Source organism: Microbispora sp. H10885 (genome assembly GCF_014161415.1).
In the GTDB taxonomy this organism is placed as follows: domain Bacteria; phylum Actinomycetota; class Actinomycetes; order Streptosporangiales; family Streptosporangiaceae; genus Microbispora; species Microbispora triticiradicis.
This window is the reverse complement of record NZ_JABBWY010000002.1, coordinates 695,793-716,078: the sequence shown is the minus strand read 5'-3', so window position 1 is coordinate 716,078 and position 20,286 is coordinate 695,793. Positions and strand designations below refer to the sequence as shown.

General features: G+C 72.8%; 17 protein-coding genes. 7 read left to right on the top strand and 10 right to left on the bottom strand.

Annotated elements, in window-relative coordinates:
• Nucleotides 1-115 precede the first annotated feature (115 nt).
• Together HHX37_RS08145 and HHX37_RS08140 are read left to right on the top strand one after the other, a co-directional pair.
• Nucleotides 116-1,492 carry a glycoside hydrolase family 5 protein gene (locus HHX37_RS08145; RefSeq protein ID WP_182884976.1) on the top strand — a complete coding sequence of 459 codons (1,377 nt, stop codon included), beginning with the start codon at nt 116-118 and terminating at the stop codon, nt 1,490-1,492.
• 151 nt (nt 1,493-1,643) lie between these two features.
• Nucleotides 1,644-2,870, top strand: a complete 1,227-nt coding sequence (locus HHX37_RS08140) for an NAD(P)/FAD-dependent oxidoreductase (protein ID WP_165900805.1) — start codon at nt 1,644-1,646, stop codon at nt 2,868-2,870.
• On the opposite strand, the gene HHX37_RS08135 is transcribed toward HHX37_RS08140, so the two are convergent.
• From HHX37_RS08135 to HHX37_RS08115, 5 genes are read right to left on the bottom strand one after another with little or no spacing between them, the layout of a single operon-like run.
• Nucleotides 2,833-3,813 carry a phosphatidylserine/phosphatidylglycerophosphate/cardiolipin synthase family protein gene (locus HHX37_RS08135; RefSeq protein WP_182882808.1) on the bottom strand — a complete coding sequence of 327 codons (981 nt, stop codon included), beginning with the start codon at nt 3,811-3,813 and terminating at the stop codon, nt 2,833-2,835. The two genes, HHX37_RS08140 and HHX37_RS08135, sit on opposite strands and share 38 nt — an antisense overlap.
• Nucleotides 3,814-3,815: 2 nt before the next feature.
• Complete coding sequence (locus HHX37_RS08130) at nt 3,816-4,751, bottom strand: SCO2521 family protein (RefSeq protein WP_182884975.1); 936 nt, start codon at nt 4,749-4,751, stop codon at nt 3,816-3,818.
• 8 nt (nt 4,752-4,759) lie between these two features.
• Nucleotides 4,760-5,731, bottom strand: a complete 972-nt coding sequence (locus tag HHX37_RS08125; RefSeq protein WP_208759287.1) for an SCO2522 family protein — start codon at nt 5,729-5,731, stop codon at nt 4,760-4,762.
• A complete protein-coding gene (locus HHX37_RS08120) occupies nt 5,728-6,642 on the bottom strand; it encodes an SCO2523 family variant P-loop protein (RefSeq protein WP_117408601.1) in 915 nt (304 codons plus the stop codon). The genes HHX37_RS08125 and HHX37_RS08120 overlap by 4 nt, the downstream gene beginning before the upstream one ends.
• Nucleotides 6,643-8,478, bottom strand: a complete 1,836-nt coding sequence (locus tag HHX37_RS08115) for an SCO2524 family protein (protein WP_182884974.1) — start codon at nt 8,476-8,478, stop codon at nt 6,643-6,645. It lies immediately after the preceding gene.
• Nucleotides 8,479-8,847: 369 nt separating this feature from the next.
• Here HHX37_RS08115 and HHX37_RS08110 point away from each other — a divergent pair, with 369 nt between their 5' ends.
• The gene (locus HHX37_RS08110; protein ID WP_182882806.1) at nt 8,848-9,861 is read left to right on the top strand and encodes a 2-hydroxyacid dehydrogenase; all 1,014 of its coding nucleotides are present in this window, start codon (nt 8,848-8,850) and stop codon (nt 9,859-9,861) included.
• Nucleotides 9,862-9,950: 89 nt separating this feature from the next.
• A complete protein-coding gene (locus tag HHX37_RS08105; protein WP_310740305.1) occupies nt 9,951-11,645 on the top strand; it encodes a 5-guanidino-2-oxopentanoate decarboxylase in 1,695 nt (564 codons plus the stop codon).
• Here the strand turns inward: HHX37_RS08105 and HHX37_RS08100 are convergent.
• The 3 genes from HHX37_RS08100 to HHX37_RS08090 are packed head-to-tail and all read right to left on the bottom strand — an operon-like array spanning nt 11,557 to nt 14,923.
• A complete protein-coding gene (locus HHX37_RS08100; protein WP_310740304.1) occupies nt 11,557-12,522 on the bottom strand; it encodes a GNAT family N-acetyltransferase in 966 nt (321 codons plus the stop codon). The genes HHX37_RS08105 and HHX37_RS08100 overlap by 89 nt on opposite strands.
• Complete coding sequence (locus HHX37_RS08095; protein WP_310740303.1) at nt 12,519-13,847, bottom strand: M20/M25/M40 family metallo-hydrolase; 1,329 nt, start codon at nt 13,845-13,847, stop codon at nt 12,519-12,521. The genes HHX37_RS08100 and HHX37_RS08095 overlap by 4 nt, the downstream gene beginning before the upstream one ends.
• Nucleotides 13,844-14,923 carry a dipeptidase gene (locus HHX37_RS08090; RefSeq protein WP_310738299.1) on the bottom strand — a complete coding sequence of 360 codons (1,080 nt, stop codon included), beginning with the start codon at nt 14,921-14,923 and terminating at the stop codon, nt 13,844-13,846. Before HHX37_RS08090 ends, HHX37_RS08095 begins: the two co-directional genes overlap by 4 nt.
• Before the next feature lie 84 nt (nt 14,924-15,007).
• Here HHX37_RS08090 and HHX37_RS08085 point away from each other — a divergent pair, with 84 nt between their 5' ends.
• The 3 genes from HHX37_RS08085 (at nt 15,008) to HHX37_RS08075 (ending at nt 17,995) form a co-directional block, all read left to right on the top strand.
• The gene (locus HHX37_RS08085; RefSeq protein ID WP_182884973.1) at nt 15,008-15,862 is read left to right on the top strand and encodes a Nif3-like dinuclear metal center hexameric protein; all 855 of its coding nucleotides are present in this window, start codon (nt 15,008-15,010) and stop codon (nt 15,860-15,862) included.
• A gap of 10 nt (nt 15,863-15,872) precedes the next feature.
• Nucleotides 15,873-16,613, top strand: a complete 741-nt coding sequence (locus HHX37_RS08080) for a zinc ribbon domain-containing protein (RefSeq protein ID WP_182874343.1) — start codon at nt 15,873-15,875, stop codon at nt 16,611-16,613.
• A gap of 62 nt (nt 16,614-16,675) precedes the next feature.
• Nucleotides 16,676-17,995: a bifunctional RNase H/acid phosphatase gene (locus tag HHX37_RS08075; RefSeq protein ID WP_182884972.1), complete on the top strand. Its 1,320-nt coding sequence runs from the start codon at nt 16,676-16,678 to the stop codon at nt 17,993-17,995.
• Here HHX37_RS08075 and HHX37_RS37625 read toward each other — a convergent pair.
• Together HHX37_RS37625 and HHX37_RS08065 are read right to left on the bottom strand one after the other, a co-directional pair.
• Entirely contained in the window at nt 17,938-19,557 is a 1,620-nt protein-coding gene (locus HHX37_RS37625) for a sensor histidine kinase (protein ID WP_182884971.1), read from the bottom strand. The two genes, HHX37_RS08075 and HHX37_RS37625, sit on opposite strands and share 58 nt — an antisense overlap.
• Nucleotides 19,554-20,264, bottom strand: coding sequence for a response regulator transcription factor (locus tag HHX37_RS08065; RefSeq protein ID WP_307801373.1), 711 nt, complete (start codon nt 20,262-20,264; stop codon nt 19,554-19,556). The genes HHX37_RS37625 and HHX37_RS08065 overlap by 4 nt, the downstream gene beginning before the upstream one ends.
• Nucleotides 20,265-20,286 lie beyond the last annotated feature (22 nt).

The window sequence follows — 20,286 nt, the reverse complement described above, 5'->3', positions numbered from 1 at the left end:
CTCCGGTCCGCGAAAACATTCGGATATCAGCCGAAACTTTTCAAAAGCGGACAGAGGAGAGGCAGGCCCGTCGCCCCTCCGGCCACGCCACTGGTTTCGAGGTTTAGGAGAATCGATGACGCTGCTGCGCGTGTCCGGATCCCGGCTGGTGAACGAGACGGGTGACACGGTCCGGCTCCGGGGGGTCGGCCTGGGCGGCTGGCTCAACATGGAGAACTTCATCACCGGCTACTCGGCCAACGAGTCCTCGATGCGCGCGGCGGTCCGCGGGGTGCTCGGCGAGGAACGCTACGAGCTGTTCTTCGACCGTTTCCTGACCTCGTTCTTCACCGAGGCCGACGCCGACCTCCTGCGCGACATGGGCGTCAACTGCGTACGCATCCCGGTGAACTACCGCCACTTCGAGTCGGACGACCGGCCGATGGAGATCATCGAGCGGGGGTTCCACCACCTCGACCGGGTCGTCGCGATGCTCGGCGAGCGCGGCGTCTACAGCGTCATCGACCTCCACGCGCTCCCCGGGGCGCAGAACCAGCACTGGCACTCCGACAATCCCACCCATGTCGCCTCATTCTGGCAGCAGCGGCACTTTCAGGATCGGGCGGTCCACCTCTGGGAGGCGGTGGCCGACCACTACAAGGACAATCCGTGGGTGGCCGGCTACAACCCGGTCAACGAGCCGGGCGATCCGAGCGGCCAGGTGGTCGGCCCCTTCTACGACCGGCTGGTCAAGGCGCTGCGCGCCGTCGACCCCGCCCACGTGCTCTTCCTGGACGGCAACACCTACTCGACGGACTTCTCGGTGTTCCGGGAGGTGTACGAGAACACGGTGTTCGTCTGCCACGACTACGCCCTTGCCGGTTTCGCCCACGGCGGGCCGTACCCCGGCTACACCCGGGGCGAGTGGTGCGACCGCGAGGAGCTGGAGCGCACCTTCGCCCGCCGCACCGCGTTCCAGCGCGAGACGGGCACCCCGATCTGGGTCGGCGAGTTCGGGCCCGTCTACACCGGCGACCCCACGGTGGACGAGCAGCGCTACCGGATCCTCAGCGACCAGCTGGAGATCTTCGACGCCCACGGGGCCGGCTGGTCCATCTGGACCTACAAGGACGTCGGCCTGCAGGGCCTCGTCTGCGCCGGCGGGACGTACATGGAGCGGTTCGCGCCGTTCATCGCGAAGAAGAAGCGTCTCGGCGCCGACCGGTGGGGCTCCACGATGGAGGAGACGGCCAACGAGCTCGCGCCGCTGCACCGCCTGATCGACACCGAGTTCCCCTCCTGGACCCCCTACCCCTGGGGCGCCCGCTACCAGACCGACGACCTCATCCGGCACATCCTGATCGCGCAGGCGCTGCTGCCCGAGTACGCCGAGCTGTTCGGCGGGCTGGACGACGACGAACTGGTCGCGCTCGCGGACTCCTTCGCTCTGTCCGCCTGCACCAGGCGGGAGCCGCTCATCCAGCTCCTCGGTGACAACCTGTCCGCGGGCTAGCCGACGAACTCGGGAAGGGGCACGTTCCCGAATTCCCGCCTCGGTGCAGGCCGGCGGGATACAGTGCGGCAAGGCCACGCGTCTGTGACCTTCTTGAACGGCCCTTACTCGCCTACTGTCGAAGCGAGGGGATGGCGAACTGGGAGCCCGCGTGCCTGGAACCTGCGACGTCGTGATCATCGGTGGTGGCGTGATCGGCTGTGCGATCGCGCACCGGCTCGCCGCGCGGGGCACGAAGGTCGCGGTCGTCGACTCGGGCCAGCGGCTCGGGCTCGGCGCCTCCGACGCCGCCATGGGCGGCATCCTCACTCAGACGGAGCCGTCCTGTCTCGGCCCGCTCAGCGTCGTCATCAAGCGCAGCCGGGACATCTACCCCCGGTGGCTGGAGGAGGTCGCGGCCGCCTCGGGCCTCACGGTCCCGGTGCTGGAGGGCGGCGACATACAGGTCGCCCTCGACGAGGCCGAGATGGAGCGCCTGGAGTCCGAGGTCCTGCCCGAGTGGAAGAACTCACCATTCCAGGTCGTGCGCCTGACCGCCGCCGACGCCAGAGACCTGGAGCCCCTGCTGAGCGATCGGGTGGTCGGGGGATTCCTGCTCCCGCAGGAGCTCGCGCTCGACCCCCGCGTGCTGATGGCCTCGCTGGGCCGCGCGGTGCTGGAGCACCCGGGGATCCGCGTGCACAACCAGGCGCACGCCACCGCCCTGCGCTCCTCGCCGGGCGGCGTCGAGGTGGACCTGCACGACGGCCGCCGGCTGCGCGCGGAGACGGCCGTGGTCGCCGCCGGGCACCTGAGCGGGGTGTTCCTGCCCCGCCTCCGCGAGCACCTGTTCCCGATCAAGGGCGTGGCGTTCGACCTGCGGCCTCCCGGCGCCACCACCTACCCCCTGCGCCACCACGTCTTCGCGGAGTTCACCGACGGCGAGCGGGAGTACTTCCCCTACCTCGTGCCGCGGCACGACGGCCGGGTGGCCGCGGGCGTCACCTACGAGGAGAACGTCGGTGACGTGACGGTGACCGCCGAGGCGATCGAGGAGATCCGGCAGGGGGTCGCCACCCTCATGCCGGAGGCGGCGACCTGGCCGATAGGCCGGCGCTGGGCCGGCCTGCGGCCCGGCAGCGCCGACCACCGGCCCATCCTCGGCCAGGTGGACGACCACGGCAGGATCGTCGCCGCCACCGGCCACAGCGGCCTCGGCGTCACGCTCGCCCCCGTCACGGCCGAGCTGGTGACGGCACTTGTCACCGGGGAGGTGGGCGCGCCGGAGCGGAGACTGCTCGACGTGTGCAGGCCCGACCGCCCCTTTCCGCCCGCGCCGCCGGTGCCTGCTCCTCCGGTGCCTACGCCGCCGGCGTCGCCGCCTGCCACAGTTCGCTGAACCGCTCCACGCGCTCCCGCACCCTCTCCTGGTCCCGTACGAGGATCGTGCTGTGGATCACCGGCGCGATGTCGTCGCCGAGCTGGGGGGCGGGGTTGGACTCGTAGTAGACGACCCCGTCGAACAGGATGAAGTCCGACAGCGAGCCGCGCAGCAGGGGCGGCGCGTCGGTCAGCAGGAGGGTGCGGACCTCGATCCCGACCCCGGCCTGCCACTTCCACACCCTGCGGAACGCGTCGGAGTCGAGCCGTTCGGAACGATCCATGACGAACACGCGGCGCACCCGCACCCCGCGCTGGACGAGATCGCGCTGGAGCTTGACGTAGCGCTGCCCGAGATCGGTGTGCCAGAAGCCGCCGGCGAACTCGATGTCGCGGGCGTCCACGCTGGTCAGGCTGATCGCGTCCAGGCTGACCTGGGTGTTCTTGGCGAGCGCGAGCAGCCAGTCGCGGTCCTCGCCCTCGTAGAGGGCGTACCTGCCGTCGGTCAGCTCGCCGAGGAACTTCGCCATCCGGCTGATCTCGTGGTGCACCAGGAGCTTGACGAGGTCGGGCATGTCGTCGCGGATCTTGGTGGCGTTCCGCACCAGCTCGGCCACGCCCCTGGTGTGCAACGACGACATCTCCATCAGGCCGAAGAGCTTGCTCGCCTCGTTGATCCTGGTGAAGCTGTCGGCCACGAGGGTGTGGGTCTTCGAGTGCTGCCTGCTCTGCTCCTTCCGTACGGTCTGCAGCTGGTCGTCCACGTCGACCAGGAACTGCACGACGAAGGCGACGCCGCTGATGAACGTCGCGAGCAGCAGGCTCCACAGGTCCTCGTTCGGGCCGTGGATGAGCGCGTTGCTCACCAGATAGCTGACGCCGCCCACGAGCACGGTCACGAGCGCCTTGCGCACGATCCTCGGCACGAGCGTGGGGGGCGGCTCCGGTTCCGCTCCGGTCACGGTCACCTCCCTCCGGTTTCGGCGTTCGCGCTGAGCAGGGCGAGGGTGTGCACCGCCAACTGGTCGCGGACGCGGTCGACCAGCGACCGCCACTGGCGGCTGAAACCCGGCCGCCGCTCCAGGCTCTCCCAGAACGGCGTCAGCCGCTCCTCGACCCGGGCGGCGGGCATCCACAGGTGCAGCAGATGGTCGACGGCGGGCGACAGCCGCGCCGCCACCTCGGCCGCCGGGGTCGCGCCGACGCGCGCCCGCTCGACGACGACCAGCAGCGAGGTGAGCAGCCAGTCGTGCACCGCCAGGTCCTCGCAGAGGTCCACCACCGCGGGCGTGAACGGGCCCGGATGCGTCAGGCGCAGCGTGCGCTCCTGCTCGGTGTGCAGGGTGAAGGCGATCGACGGCTCGCCGGTCTCCGCCACCCATCGCAGGATCGTCCGCGGCATCCTGAAGGGCGCCCGCCGGTTGAGCAGCGGGGACGTCTGGACGAGGTCGAGGAAGCGGCCGGTGACCGCCGTCAGGTCGAGGCAGCCGTGGAGGCGCGGGGCGCCCTCGCCGACGAACCCCTCGGCGATGTCGGCCGCCCTGGCCTTGCCCAGGACCTCGATGACGCCCGGCCGCGCCAGGTAGTGCGACCAGGGCAGCCGCCGGTCGGTCTCCGAGCGCCCCAGCCGGACGTACGACGAGCCCTGGGCCACCCGGCCCCCGGTCACCGCGCAGCGGGACACGACGGTGCCGACGCCCCTGATCCGGGAGCCGGAGGCGGCGGGTAGCACGCAGTCCACTCCGGTCAGCCGGTCGGGCGACAGCGCGTGGACGATGGGGCGGCGGGACACCCGCACCGTCTCCCCGGTCATCAGCCCGAGCACCTGACGGCACGCCGGTTCGGAGATCTCCCCGGAGTTCTGCAGCAGCCCGGTGTGGACCTCCCCCATCACCAGCATCGGGCCCCTCAGGTGAAGACGTAGGAGACGCGGTCGACGAGCTCCTCTTCGAGCCGGACTCGTTCGCTCTCGCTCCGGGCCGCTACCTGCCGCAGGACTTCGTCGTCCACCGCGACCTGACCGAGGATCGTCCGAACGGCCAGCTCGACGGGCAGGAACCGGGGGGAGAGGACGGAAAGCGTGGTGTACGCGCTGAACGGCGCGGCCTGGGGGTTGATCCGGACGACGGCGGGCAGCCGGTCCCAGTCGCCGGGCCAGTCACCCTCCAGGGGCACCGGGGGCAGCGGCACCCGGCCCTCGGCGCGCAGCAGGCCGAGCCGCAGGAGCTGCCAGACGGCGGCGAGGAAAGGACACGACCAGGTGCGCCGCGCCCCCCTCTCGTCCCACAGCTCCACGTCCACGAAGATCGAGTGGCCGCGCTTGGCGTTCTGGGTGGGAGGCTCCCAGGGCCGGGCCTTTCCCATCGCCTGCAGCGGGGTGGTGAGGGGTGAGCGGGAGCCGTTGCACAGCCAGCCCGTCTCCTTCACCGGCGGGCGGGACCCGTCGGTCTCCGGCGGCGGGTCGTCGACGAGACGGTCCTCCACCAGCCGGGCCAGCTCCACGGCTCCGGACCGGCCGTCCTCGAACTGCGCGCACGCCGACTCGCGGGCCAGGTAGTCGATGGTCAGATCGTGCTCGGCCGCCGCCTCCAGGATCATCGGGACCAGCTCGGCCGGGGTGCTGAACCGGCTGAAGTAGTCGTCCACGAGGAAGCAGGTGCTCACCCGGGCCCGGCCCCCGGGCACCCGCTCCCGCCACACGGAGCGGATGGTGGCGAGCCACGGCGCGACCCGGCGGAACTGCTCGCGTAACCGGGCCGGGCCCGCCTCGAAGTCCTCCATGTAGAGGTGCCCGAGCTCGACGGACACGTGCGAGAGGGGGACGGACGCGATCCTGCGCTCGGCCGCCACCTCGCCGAACGTCGCGTGCACCGGCGTCACAGACCCTCCCACGCGTTGTCGTCGACGATCTTCTTGGCGAGGTCGTCGAACGCGGCGGCGGTCTCGACGTTGGCGATCTTGCTGGCGAGCACGTCCTCGTCGGTGATGAGCTGCTCGCGCCACTGGAGCACCGGGTCCAGCGGCACCTTGCCCAGCATCGTCGTACGGCCGACGCCGTGGCGGCCCGCGAGCTCGCGCAGCTCGCTGTCGCACGCGCTCAGCCAGGCCCGCTGCTCGTCGCGCAGGCCGACCAGCTCCGCCGCGTCCGGCTCCAGCACGGCCGTGCGTACGAAGCGGATGCGGTCGCGCAGGACCTCCGGGTCGTGCCCGAACCGGGTGCCGACGTCGAACAGCCCGTCCGTGCCGGTGACGAGCCCGTCGGCCGCGATGATGTGCTGGCGCGTCCAGCGGTGGAAGACCAGCCAGCGGAACGGGACCGCGGGCATCCGCACGGTCGCCGCCAGGACCAGCTCCGCGGTGAACGACCGGCCGGCGCTGACGTCGACCATGCAGAGGTCGAACTCCTCCTCCAGCCGCCCGAACAGCTGGACGCACCGCCCGACGACCTCCTCGGAGAGCGCGGACAGCTCGCCGCCGCCCTCGCTGCCCGGCAGCAGCACGAGCCGTCCCGCGCCGGGCGGACGGGTGCGCAGTCCCTCGCGGTCGGACTCGGCCCACACGTCCACCCGCCGCGGCTGCGGGCAGTCGCCCCGCAGGTATTCGTGCAGGCCGCTCTCCCGCGTGCCGCGCGCCACCGAGCCGACACTGAAGATGGCTCCGGCCGTGGGCGAGCCGAAGTCGAAGTCGAGGTAGCAGACGTCGTTGCCCTGCAGGGCGTGCCGGTAGGCGATGTTGGTGCCGGTGACCGAGCGCCCGGTCCCGCCCTTGTCCGAGATCGCGAAGACCAGCACTCAGATCGCCTCCGACGCGCTGTCGCGGGCGGCGGCCAGCCGTTCGAGGTCGAGCAGCGCGTCGTTGATCAGCGCCTGGGCCGTCGCGGGCCGGTCGCTGATGATCGTCCTGGCCCGCTGGAGCGCGGACTGGATCGTGCGCAGCTTGGGCTGGATCGTCTGCCCGGCGACCAGCGGCCGGGTGACCATCTCCTGGTCGAGCAGGTGCTCGGCCTCCCCGAGCATCTGGTAGGCCAGCTCGACGAGCTGCGGGCTGCGCAGCGGCGGCTCCCCGCTGGCCGTCGCCGCGGCGACGAGGAACTCGGCGACCCGTTCGGAGAAGTACCAGGACGGCTCCTCGTCCCGTACGGGGATGTCGGTGAAGACGTTGCCCGGCTGGTCCCACAGGCCGGCGGCCGGGCCGGCGGTGTGGCGGCGCTGCAGGATGTGCCGCCAGATCTGGTCGGCGAGCGTGAGCAGGCGCTCCCGCATGCGGGTGTTCTGGGCGATGCTGGCGGCCCAGATCGTCCGCTTCAGCAGCGTGATGGCGAAGTCGGACACCATCCAGAGGAGGTGCGGGCCGAGCATGTCGCTGCCGTGCAGGTTGACCGGCACACCGGGGGCGTGCATGAGCACCGGCGGGTCGCCCGGCACCGCCCTGCGGATGATCCTGGCGCGGATGGCCAGCTCCTCCAGCACCGCGCCGACCCGGTCGAGGTCGACGTCGGCCGACCGGTTGTTCACCAGGCTCTGCACCACCATGGCGGTGACGCCGAGGCTGTAGTAGTCCGACTCCTTCTCGTCGACCGTCCGCCAGGGGATGTCCTCCAGCGGCCAGGTGCCCCGCCCGTACGTCGCGATGGTGCGCCAGTAGAGCTGCGTGAGGTCCCAGCGGCGCTGGATGGCCTCGGCGAGCGTGATCTGGTCGTCGTTGAGCAGGCTCAGCACTCTGGTGCGCGGCGAGAACAGGTCGGCGATGCCGACGAGGGCGTTCACGGTGAAGTACAGGAACGGCGTGTCGGCGGCCACGCCCTCCGGCTGGGGGCCGATGTCGAGCGGCGTGACGACGGCCGGCGCGTCCTTCACGATGCCCCACGTCCAGCCGCACTCGAACAGCAGGTTCTCGTTGTCCAGGTCGGCCTGGCTGCCCGAGCCGATCGTCAGGTCGCGCAGGCCGGCCCGCACCGGCCGCAGCTCACGCCGCAGATCGTCGAGCACCCGGCGGGTGGGCGCGCCGGTCTGGTTCACCGTGCGCAGCAGCGCGCGGCCCGCCGGGGAGGCGGGGTCGAACGCGTTCACCGTGAAGCTGCGCAGCAGGCCGGCCATCGCGGCCGAGAGGCGTTTGCCGGCCAGGTCCTCCAGCTCCCGGATCTCGGTGCGGATGGACTGGCGCCGCACGCTCTGGCGGAAGACCTTCAGGAAGCCGAGGGTGCCGAGCGCGAGCGTGACCGACATCGAGAACGAGTCGACCACGTCGAGCTGGAGCTGTTCCGGGGTGACCTTGGCGTCGTCCTCCTGGGTGCGGAAGTAGCTGCCGCCGGAGAAGATCGGGCGCCCGTCCTCGGCGGTGTAGGTGCGCAGGTACTGGCCGATGACCTTGAGCAGCAGCTTGGGGATCTCCACGGAGTCGCCGAGCACGGTGAGCGCGGCCAGCACGTCGTCGCCGGTCTCGTTCGGCGTGTCCAGCCGGAAGCCCGGCAGCTCGGAGGCGGGGTACATGAAGCACAGGAGCTGCTCGGCGTCGGAGATGGAGTTCGACCCGTCCCGGCCGCCCCACGTCCATACGCCGTCCCGGTAGGAGGTGCGGGCGGCCGCCTCCCACAGCTCCAGAAGCTGCTGTCGCGGCTGGAGTCTCATACGGGCCCTCTCTGCACTGCCTTCGCTTGCCTCGGGTTCGCCTATAAGGGGCGGATACCTGATGGCGGGCCGAAGACCGGTGTTCCCGCGGCCCACCTGGGGAGTTCCTTGCGAGGAGTTGTCCGTACCTGGCACGTCGCTATCAATATTCTGTATATCATTGAACTCGCACTTCGTCGCTACAATCGTCCGCGATATTTGGCATTCCAGCTGGGCTGCAGTGATTCCGGAGCCTACGGAAACCAGTGAGAAGCGGGTCCTGAATCGAGAGATAACGCAATGGTCCACCCACTGGCTGTCGGGGCTGAAACATTCGGCGATGCCGCGACGTCACGGGTGGGCGGTGCGGAGAGGCCGGCGAGGGGCGGGGTGGTCCTCGTCACCGGCGCCGGCATCGACACGAAGCTGCTGGCGCCGCTGAAGGAGCGGCACGGTCTGAAGGTGCTGTACCTGCCCGGCCCGCTGGACGAGACCGAGCTCGGTCATCGCCTGGGGCAGCACGTGCGCGCCTACCTCCACGGAGGCGAGGAGCGGGCGACCGGCGGCGTGCTGCGCAAGGCGACGTCCCTGCAGGTGGTCGCCTTCGTGGGGGTGGGCTACGAGAACTTCGTCGACGTGCCGACGGCCGACGAGCTCAACATCGCCGTCACGAACACCCCGGGGGCGGCGACGGACGCGGTCGCGGCGTTCACGGTGGGCCAGATCATCAATGCCAACTGGCGCATACCCCACCGTCTCGGCCGGCGCGTCCCGGGCTGGGGGGACCCCGGTGACATGCCGCACGAGCTGGGCGCCTGCCGCGTCGGCATCCTCGGCATGGGGGCGAACGGGCAGCGTATCGCCGAGATCCTCCGCGACGGATTCGACGCGACGGTCGCCTACCACAGCCGCACCCGGAAGGCGGACGTCGAGCGCAGGCTCGGCCTCTCCTATCGGGGATCGGTGTCCGAGCTGGCCGAGGGCAGCGACATCCTCGTCGTCATGGTGCCGGAGACCGACGAGACCAGATCGATGATCGACCGCTCGGTGATCAAGCTGATGCCCTGGGGGTCCGTCATCGTCAACACCGCGCGCCCGGCGATCGTCGATCCCCACGCCCTGTACGAAGGGCTGAGCGACGGCAGAGTGCGCATGGCGGTCTTCGACGGCTTCTACGACCTCGACTCCGATGCCGGCCTGAAATTGACCCGGGATTTCGCCGACCGCCTTCTCGTTACCGGGCATATCGCCTCCCACACCCAGGAGACGATGAACCGCATGATCACTCAGGCCGTCGCTTCCATCGACAATTATCTGACAAATGGGACGGACGAGCACGAGGTAGGCAAACGCCGCGACACGTTTGGGACGGCGCTCCGGGTGACATGCGGTCGGTCATCATAATTCGGGTGCCGGAAGAGCGTACGCGGTGCACGACGGGGGAAACCTAGGGAGTAAACCTCCGTAAACCCCTTCTCTCCCCGGGAAGTGACGTGGCCACCGAGGACCCGATCCATTCCAAGGGGACGCCCGCCGGGATCACCGGTGCCCGTGCCCTGGTCGAGACGTTGACGGCGCACGGCATCAGAACGATTTTCGGTATACCGGGCACCCACAATCTCGCGATCTACCAGGAACTCGACGGCGCGGGCGTCCGATGCGTGACGCCGCGGCACGAGCAGGGCGCGGGATACGCCGCCGACGGGTACGCCAGGGTGACCGGCAGACCCGGCGTCGTCGTCACCACCACCGGCCCCGGCGTGGTCAACGCGGCCACGGCGATCGGGCAGGCGTACTCCGACTCGTCCCCGATCCTGCTCGTCTCCCCGGGCGTCCCGACCGGCCATCCCCGCGACGGCCGCGGCTACCTGCACGAGAGCAGGGACCAGTCGCGGGCGATCGGCGCCCTGTGCGACTGGAGCCACCGTGTGACGAGCGTGCGCGAGATCCCCGCCGCCGTCGCCCGCGCCTTCGGGCACTTCGCCGAGGGACGCCCCCGGCCGGTCCACATCGAGATCCCCGCCGACCTGCTCGACCTGGAGGGCCACGTCAAGATCGTGCCGCCGTACCGGGTCATGCCTCGCGAACCGGATCCGCAGGCCCTGGACGAGGCGGCCGAACTGCTGCGTGCGGCGCGGCGCCCGGGTTTCGTGCTGGGCGGCGGCGCCCAGCGGCCGGGCTCTGACGAGCCGCCGGTGGGCCGCCTGGCGATGCGCCTGGCGGAACGGCTCGGCGCGCGGGTCGTGACCACGGTCAACGGCAAGGGCGCGGTGCCGGAGAGCCATCCGCTGGCGCTCGGCGCCACCCTGCACCTCGCGGCCGTCCGTCGCTGGCTCGCCGCGTGCGACGTCGTGCTGGCCGTCGGCACCGAGCTGGGACCGGCCGACCTGTGGGAGGACCCCTTCGCCCTCACCGGCCGCCTCGTACGGATCGACATCGACCCCGGGCAGATGCACGGCGACCACGTGGCCGACGTGGCGATCGTCGCGGACGCCGAGCGAGCCATGCGCGGCCTGACCGAGCGGCTCGGCGGGCGGCTCGATGACCGGCTCGATGACCGGCTCGACGGGCGGCTCAATGGCCGGGCCGGGGGGCAGGGGGACGCGCCGGGCCCGGAGCGGGAGCCGGGCGTCGGCCACGAGACGGAGCTCCAGGACCTGGTTCGCAGGTGGTCCGGCCAGCTCGCGGCGCTGCGCCGCGCCATGCCGCCGGAGACCGTCGTGGTGGGGGACAACTCCATGTTCGTCTACCACGGCGCGCTCGTCGGCATGCCGATGGACCCGCCCGGGCGGTTCCTGTTCCCCACCGGGTTCGGGACCCTCGGCTTCGCGTTGCCGGCCGCCATCGGCGCGAAGCTGGGTCAGCCCGATCGGCCGGTGGTGGCGCTGGCGGGCGACGGGGCGTTCCAGTTCACCCTGCAGGAGCTGGCCACGGCCGTGGAGCTGCGGCTGAGCCTGCCGATCGTGGTGTCCCTCAACGGCGGTTTCGGGGAGATCCGGGAGGAGATGGTCGCCCGCGGCATGACGCCGGTCGCCGTGGACCTGCACGCGCCGGATTTCCCCGCACTAGCCGCCGCGTTCGGCGCGCGGGGCCTCGCCGTCAAGACGCCCGGGGAGCTGGAGGAGGCGGTCGCCGAGGCCCTGCGCGCCCCGCTGCCCACGTTGATCGCCGTACCCGAGGGGGAGTGACGCCGCCGCCGGATCGCCGGCGCTCGACGACGTAGCAGCCGTCGGCGAAGCCCGTCACCCGGCCGCCCTCAGCCATCAGGCCGCCGAGCACCTCGCGTACGGCGTGCCGCCACGCCGCGGCCGTCGCGGGGTCGCGGCGGCGCAGCGTCTCCATGTCCGCGGGCACGGTGACGAGCACCGCCGGGGCGTCCGTCCGCAGGACCAGGGGCCGCCCGTCCCGTTCGATCAGCGCGCGGCCCGCGCCGTCCGCGCTCACCGGCCGGTACGGCACGCCGACGCAGGCCCGCGACACGGCGGGCGAACTGAGCCGCCAGACCGCCAGGAGCCGGTCGGACTCGTCCCCGGCGTTCAGCGCGTCGCCCATCGGGCCGTAGAAGTCGGGAAGGTACTCCTCCGGCCGCGCGGCGAGCTTGACCAGGTTGAAATGGGCGTTGCGCCGGACCAGCGGATCGAACGTCCAGGTGATCCGGCTCAGCCCGCGTCGCAGGGCCCAGGCGCGCTGGTGCAGCTTGAGCGCGAAGCCGGCCCCCGGCCGCACGGCGCCGGTGACGTGCGAGTGCAGCACCTGTCCCGCGGGCGCGGCGAGGAAGCCGACGCACGCCCCGACGAGGTCGGGCCCGTCGAACGCCCCCGCGACGTATCCGCCCGCGTGCGACAGGGCCCGCATCAGCTCCGCGGTGACCGGCGGGTTCCACGGCTCGGGATGCCAGATGTCGTCGAACAGCTCGACCACCCGGCCGAACTCGTCGTTCGTGTCCAGCTCGGCTATCCGCAGGCCGCCGCGCGCCGCCGCGGCCCGCGCGCGGCGGCCTGCGTCGGCGGCGCACCCGCCGCGCGGGGGCCGCGGCCCGCCGGTCTCCCGGCGGCCCGCGTTCACGCGGTGTCCCCGGCTTCGAGAGGACCGGTCTCCCCGCGACCGGTCTCCCCGCGACCGGTCTTCACATGACCCGTCTCCCCGAGGCCGAAACGGCCGGTCCCCGCGCGGCCGTGCGCCGCGTGCGTCCCGCCACGGCCGTTGTCCGCCGTGTCGCCAAGGTCGCCAAGGTCGCGGGGGTCGCCGTCCGTCGTGTCCCCGCCGCCCGGGGGTCCGACGGCCCCGCCGGCCAGGACGTACGCGGTGAGCGCGGCCACGAGGCGGGCCCGGACCGGCATCTCGGCGACCACGACGTGCTCCCCGGCGGCGTGCGCGCCGCCGCCGACCGCGCCCAGGCCGTCGAGCGTGGGGCAGCCGGCCCCGGCGGTGAAGTTGCCGTCGGAGCCGCCGCCGACCGCGACGCCGCGCAGCGGCGCCATGCCCAGCTCGCGCGCGGTCCGTACGGCGACCTCGAAGAGCCCGGCGGAGGCGGCCGGGTCGAGAGGCGGGCGGTTCGGCCCGCCCCGCAACTCAAGGCGTACGCCCGGGGTGCGGGGGGTGAGCGCGCGCATCAGCTCGTCCACCCGCCGCTGCGCGGCCTGGTCGGGCACCCGCACGTCGACCGCGACCCGGGCCCGCGCGGGCACGGTGTTGGTGCTCGTCCCGGCGGACAGCATGGTGGGGGTCACCGACGTGGCCCCCGCCCTGGACGACGACCCGACCTGGTCACCGATCGCCGCGACGGCCAGCACCTGATGGGCCAGCTCCACGGCGGCGTTGGCGCCCAGTTCGGGTTCGAGCCCGGCGTGCGCGGCCCGGCCGTGCACGATCAGCTCGTAGCGGGAGATGCCCTTGCGCGCCGTCTTGAGCGCGCCCCCGTCCGCGCTGGCCTCCAGCACGAACGCGGCGGCGCACCGCGCCGCGATCGACTCGATCAGCGGGCGGGAGGTCGGCGAGCCGAGCTCCTCGTCGCCGACGACGAGCACGCTCAGGCCGTCGGCGGACGGCAGCGAGGCGGCCGCGTGGAACAGCTGCACGAGCCCGGCCTTCATGTCGAACACCCCCGGGCCGCGGGCCACGCCGTCCGTCACCGACCAGGGGTGCTCGCGCAGCGTGCCGACGGGCCAGACGGTGTCGTGGTGGCCGAGCAGCAGCACCCGCGGGGCGCCGAACGACCAGAGCAGGTGCGTCACCCCGTCGATCACCAGGATCTCCGGGTCCGCCCCGAGCAGCCTGCGGCCCTGCGCGGCCACGACCCGGGCGCTGCGCGCCACCGCGTCGTGGTCGCTGGAGTACGACTCGCAGAGCACCAGATCTTCGAGGTCGGCCAGCATCGCGTCCAGGTTCACCGCGCGGGCTGTTCCTCTCCCGCCCCTTCGGGCGCCGGCCGGCCGAGCTCGGCCCGGAACAGGCGCATCACGTTCGCGCCCAGGATCTTCTGGATCTCCTCCTCCGAGAATCCCCGCTTGACCAGCGCGTCGGTCACCAGCGGAAGCCCGCGCGGCCCCTCCAGGCCGGGGATCGCCGCGTTGGCGTCGATCCCCGGGTAGCCGAAGCCCTCGCAGCACGGTGGGGTGAGGTCCTCGTTGACCTCGCGCATGAAGTCGGGGCCGAGGCCCACGTGGTCGATCCCGGCGACGGAGGCGACGTGCTCGATGTGGTCCACCAGATGGTCGGCGGTGGCCGAGCGCGCGTCCTCGGTGAGGAAGGCGGCCAGGAAGTTCACGCAGATCACGCCGCCGCCCGCGGCGACGCCCCTGAGCTGCTCGTCGGTGAGGTTCCGGTGGTGGTCGCGCAGGGCGCGGGCCGAGGAGTGGGTCGCGATGACCGGCCGGGCCGCGATCTCCAGCACGTGCGCGACCCCCGCCGCGCCCAGATGCGAGATGTCGAAGAGCATGCCGAGCCGTTCCATCTCGCGCAGCGCCTGAACTCCGTGGCTGGTGAGCCGGGAGCCGGCGCCGTCCTGGCCGCTGCCGTCGGCGAGAGCCGTACGGCCCCAGTGGGCGATCGACGCGACGCGGACCCCGAGCCGGTGCAGGGTCGGGATCAGCTCCACGCTCTCGTCGATCCCGGGCATGCTCTCCAGGGCGAGGACCAGGGCGATCCTGCCGAGGGCGAGCGCCTCGTCGATCTGCTGCCCGTCGTGGCACAGCGCGACCGCGTCCTGGTTGCCCTCGGCCAGCACGTGGGCGCACTCGATCATGCGCAGGGTCTGGCGCAGCGCCCCCTCCGGACGGAACCGGCTCTCCACGAACACCGGCAGCACCTGCACGTCGACCCCGCCCTCGGCGAGCTGGGGCAGCCATCGGTCCCGGAAGAACGAGGACCAGACCTCCGGGGGCCTGGCGGAGACGGCCATCAGAAGGTCGTTGTGCGTGTCGGCGACCACGAATCTGTCGTGCGGGCTCTGCTGACCATCGGGCACGGCGGGGTCCCTCCCTGTGTCGAGTCCTCGGTTGGGACGTTACCTTTCCCGGGCCGCCCCGCCACCAGGCTGTAGTGTGCGCGGGTGGATTCGATCTCCTCCTGCGCCCTCGCCGAGGTCGTCGCGCGCCTGGACGCGTTGTACGACCCCTCCTGGGCCGAGTCATGGGACGCGGTGGGCCTCGTCTGCGGCGACCCGGAGCAGCCCGTAAGGAAGATCCTCTTCGCGGTCGACCCGGTCGCGGTCGTCGTCGACGAGGCCCTCGCCTGGGGGGCCGACCTCGTCGTCACCCACCACCCGCTCTATCTGCGCGGCACCACGAGCGTCGCCGCGACCACGTTCAAGGGCCGGGTCGTCCACCGGCTCATCCGCGGCGGCGCCGCGCTTTACGCCGCGCACACCAATGCCGACGTGGCCGATCCGGGCGTCTCGGACGCGCTCGCGCGGGCCGTCGGCCTCGCGGGTGACCTGCGGCCCCTCCAGCCCGCCGCGGACGACCCGCGCCGGGGGCTCGGCCGGATCGGGGACCTGCCCGCCCCGATGCCGCTGCGGGAGTTCGCCGCGCTGGCCGCCGCCGGACTGCCGCGTACGGCGGCTCCGCTCCGCGTCGCGGGGGACCCGGACCGCGCGGTGCGGACCGTCGCCGTCTGCGGCGGTGCCGGCGACTCCCTCCTGGGCACGGCCCGGGCGGCGGGGGTGGACGTCTTCCTGACGGCCGACCTCCGGCACCACCCCGCCGGTGAGCACCTGGAGGCGGGCGGGCCCGCATTGGTCGACGCCTCCCACTGGGCCACCGAATGGCCCTGGCTCGCGGACGCCGCCGAGCGTCTGACGTCAGCGTTGGCCGCAGGTGGCATTACTGTTGAGGCGCGCGTCTCGGGCGCCGTCACCGACGCCTGGACGGCGACGACCACCGACTTGGACCCCCGAGCATCTTGAGGGATTTGGGATGAAGGCCGCACCGGAAGCACAGAAGCGTCTGCTCGATCTCGCGGAGCTCGACACGGGTCTCGACCGGGTGCGGCATCGCCGCCGCACCCTGCCCGACCTGGCCGAGATCGACGAGCTGTCCAAGAGGCTCGCACGGCTCGCCACGCAGGTCATCGCCGCCGAGACCGAGGCCGGCGACCTCGCCCGCGACCAGGCCAAGGCCGAGTCGGACGTCGACGCCGTACGCGTCCGGGTCGATCGCGACACCAAGCGTCTCGACTCCGGGCAGGTCTCCTCGCCCAAGGACCTGGCGAGCCTCCAGTCCGAGATCACCTCGCTGCGGCGCAGGCAGTCGGACCTGGAGGAGGTCGTCCTGGAGATCATGGAGCGCCGGGAGGCGGCGGACGCCCAGGTGGAGTCGCTCAGGTCGGAACGCGACAAGGTCACCGGGACGCTGCGGGCCGCCGAGGAACGGCGTGACGCGGCCTTCGCCGAGATCGACAAGGAGGCCGGCGAGCTGACCGGCGGCCGGACCGCGATCACCGCGGACATCCCCGCCGACCTGCTCGCCCTGTACGAGAAGCTGCGCGAGCAGAGCGGCGTCGGCGCCGCCATGTTGCACGGCGGCCGGTGCCTCGGCTGCCGTACGACCCTGTCGATCGCCGACCTGAACCGGATCAGGGCCGCCGCCCACGACGAGGTGGTCCGCTGCGAGGAGTGCCGCCGGATCCTCGTCCGCACGGCCGAGTCCGGGCTGTGACACCGGCTGCGTGAACGAGGGTGTGCGGATGACGAGGGCGTGCGGGTGACGGGGGTGCGTGGATGACCGGGGGGTACGTCGTCGAGGCCGACGGCGGGTCGCGGGGCAACCCCGGCCCGGCCGGGTACGGCGCGGTGGTCAAGGACGAGGCCGGGCACGTGCTCGCCGAGGCGGCCGAGTCGATCGGCACCACGACCAACAACGTGGCCGAGTACCGCGGCCTGATCGCCGGGCTCGAGTCGCTGCTCGCCCTCGGCGTGGAGGGCGCGCGGGTCGAGGTGCGGATGGATTCCAAGCTGGTCATCGAGCAGATGGCCGGGCGCTGGAAGGTCAAGCACGAAGGGCTGCGCCCGCTCGCCCTGGAGGCGGCGGCCCTGGCCCGGCGCCTGCGCGTCACCTGGACCTGGATTCCGCGGGAGCGCAACACCCACGCCGACCGCCTCGCCAACGAGGCGATGGACGCCGCGGCCCGGGGGGAGACCTGGCGGGCGGGCCCGGCCACCCCCGCCCCGCGGACCCCGCCCACCACTGGGCCTGATAGCGGGCCCGCCACCGGGTCCGCTACCAGGCACGCCGTGGGCCCGGGCACCGACCCGTCCGACCCCGGCACGCTCTTCCCCGCCCCCGCGCGGGACGACGGCACCGGTGCCCCCGGCGGGGCCGCGTCCGTGGAACGCGGTGCGAGACCGGGGGACCGCGAGGCTCGGGGCACGGACGCCGTGGCCGACGATCGGCGCGGGCACGGATGGATGCCCGGGGCCACCCGGACCGCCACGTCGCTGCTGCTGCTCCGGCACGGGCAGACGCCGCTCTCGATCGAGAAGCGGTTCTCCGGGCTCGGCGACCCGGAGCTCACCCCGACGGGGCTCGCGCAGGCCGAGGCCGCGGCCGCGCGCCTGGCCCGCGGGCCGCGGCGGGTGGAGGTGATCGTCACCTCCCCGCTCGCCCGCGCCCGGCAGACGGCGGAGGCCGTGGCGTCCCGTACGGGTTCGGTGGTGCTCGTGGACGAGGACCTGCGCGAGACCGACTTCGGGGCGTGGGAGGGGTACACGTTCGCGGAGATCCAGCGGCGCTGGCCTGATGAGCTGGCCGCCTGGCTGGCCGACCCTGAGGTGGCGCCGCCCGGCGGCGAGAGTTTCGCCTCGACGGCCCGGCGGGTCGAGCAGGCGAGGGAACGCATCGTCAAGGCCCACGAGAGCCGCAGCGTCGTCGTGGTCTCCCATGTGACCCCGATCAAGACGCTGATCCGCTTCGCCCTGGGCGCGCCGCCCGAGGCCCTCTATCGGATGCACCTCGATCTGGCCTGCCTGTCGGCGATCGACTACTACGCCGACGGTCCTTCCGTGGTGCGGACGTTCAACGACACGGCGCACCTCGGCTGAGGCCACCCGCCCGGCGGAGTCGGCGCGCCGGTCGCCGGGTGGACGGGCAGGACGACGCGGAAGGCCGCCCCGGCGCCGGGCGCGGTCCGCAGTTCCACCCGCCCGCCGTGGGCGGCGACGATCGACCGGACGATGGCCAGTCCGAGGCCGGCCCCTCCCGCGCCGCCGCGGCTGCGTGATCCGTCCACGCGGTAGAAGCGGTCGAAGACCCGCTCCGCCTCCTCCGGCGGCAGCCCCGGCCCCTCGTCGGCGATCACCAGGACGCCTTCGGCGCCGCCGCCGGCGCTGACCGTGCCGACGCCGATCCTGACCGGGGTGCCCGGCGGCGTGTGGGCGACGGCGTTGCCCACCAGGTTGGAGACCACCTGCCGCAGCCGCGCCTCGTCGCCGTGTACGGGCGCGGCGCCGGCCGGGCCCCCGTCGGGGCCGGTCAGCGTGACCGTCCGGGCGGGATCGAGCGCGCGGAGGTCGTGGTGCGCGTCGGCGGCGAGCGTCCGCAGGTCCATGGGCGCGAGGTCCATCGGGAGGGCGTCCTCGCCCTCGTCGAGGCGGGCCAGCAGGAGCAGGTCCTCCACGAGCCGGACCAGGCGCACCGCCTCGCTCTCGATCCGGCCGAGCGTGTGGTCGACGTCGGGAAGGCCGCCCATCCGGTGCAGTTCCGCGAATCCCTTGATCCCGAAGAGCGGCGTGCGCAACTCGTGGCTCGCGTCGGCGACGAACCGCCGCATCCGGGCCTGCGACCGCTCCCGCCCGGCGAACGCCGCCTCCAGCTGGGCGAGCATCGTGTTGAGCGCGGCGGCCAGCCGCCCGACCTCGGTGTGCGGAGCGGAGGGCACGGGCACCCGCCGGGACAGGTCGCCCGCGGCGATCGCCGCCGCCGTCCGCTCTATCGCGCGCAGCGGCCGCAGGCCCCGGCCTACGGCGAACCAGCCGATGACGGCGAGTGACGTCATGAGGGCGGCGGCGGTCGCGGCGCAGACGAGCGTCAGGCGGCCGACGGTCGACCTGACCCCGCCGAGTGACGCGGCCACGACGACGGTGCCCCCCTCGGCCGCCCCCTCACGAGGCCCCTCGCCAGGCCCCTCACGAGGCCCCACGGTGGTGAGAGCGGCCCGGGGGGCGGCGACGACCCGCCATGCGGCGCCGTGGTCGTCCCTCGCGTCGAACGGCCGCCCGCCCAGCCGGCGGACCGTCGCGGCGTCGAGCAGGGAGAGCTCCGGACCCCGTCCCCGCAGCCAGGGGCCGCCCTCCTGCTCGACGGTCCCGTCCGCCCGCAGGTACGCCAGATACACCTGGTCGATCAGGTCCATGCCGGGCAGGGCGCTCAGCGGCACCCGGCTCTGGCCGGTGAGCGGGGCCGTCACCAGCCGGGCGGGGACCCGCGACAACAGCGTCGCCATCGGCCCGAGCTGCTGGTCCACCCGTTCGATGAGGTGGGCCCTGAGCGTGGCGACGGCGACCGCGCCGCTGGTCGCGAGGCCCGCCGCGAGCAGGGCCAGGGTGATCAGCAGGAGCCGCCCCCTCAGCGACAGGCTCCTCCGGCGTGCCGTCCGGCGGGTCACGGGCGCGGCCCGCGCAGGACGTAGCCCACGCCGTGCATGGTGTGGATCAGCTTCGGCCCGGCCTTGTCGATCTTCCGCCGCACGTAGCTCACGTACGTGTCCACGATGCTGGTATCACCCGCGAAGTCGTACCGCCAGACGTGCTCCAGGATCTGCGCCTTGGAGACGACCCTCCCGGCGTTGAGGATCAGGTAGTGCAGCAGGCGGAACTCGGTCGGCGACAGCCGTACGGGAACGCCCGCGCGTGTCACCTGATGGCCGTCGGGGTCGAGTTCGAGGTCGGCCACCCGCAGCGTGCGGTCCTCCGGGGCCGCCCCCGCCCGCCTGAGCACGGCCTCGATCCGGGCGAGCAACTCCTCCAGGTCGAAGGGCTTGGTCACGTAGTCGTCGCCGCCCAGCCGAAGCCCGTTGATCTTGTCCTGTGTCGTGTCGCGCGCGGTGAGGAACAGGACGGGCACCTGTCCCGGACGGTCACCGGACAGCGGGCGGGGGCGTTCCCGGAGACGCCGGATGACCTCGAACCCGTCCATGTCGGGCAGCATGACGTCGAGGAGGACGAGATCGGGAGGCTCGGCCCCCGCCGCCTCAAGGGCCTGCGACCCGGTCGCGGCGGAGGTCACCGTGTATCCCGCGAAGCGCAGCGTGGCCGCCAGCAGTTCCCGCACCACGGGCTCGTCGTCGACCACGAGCAGGCGCCGCCCGTCCACTCCGGCCTCCCTTCGTCGGTCA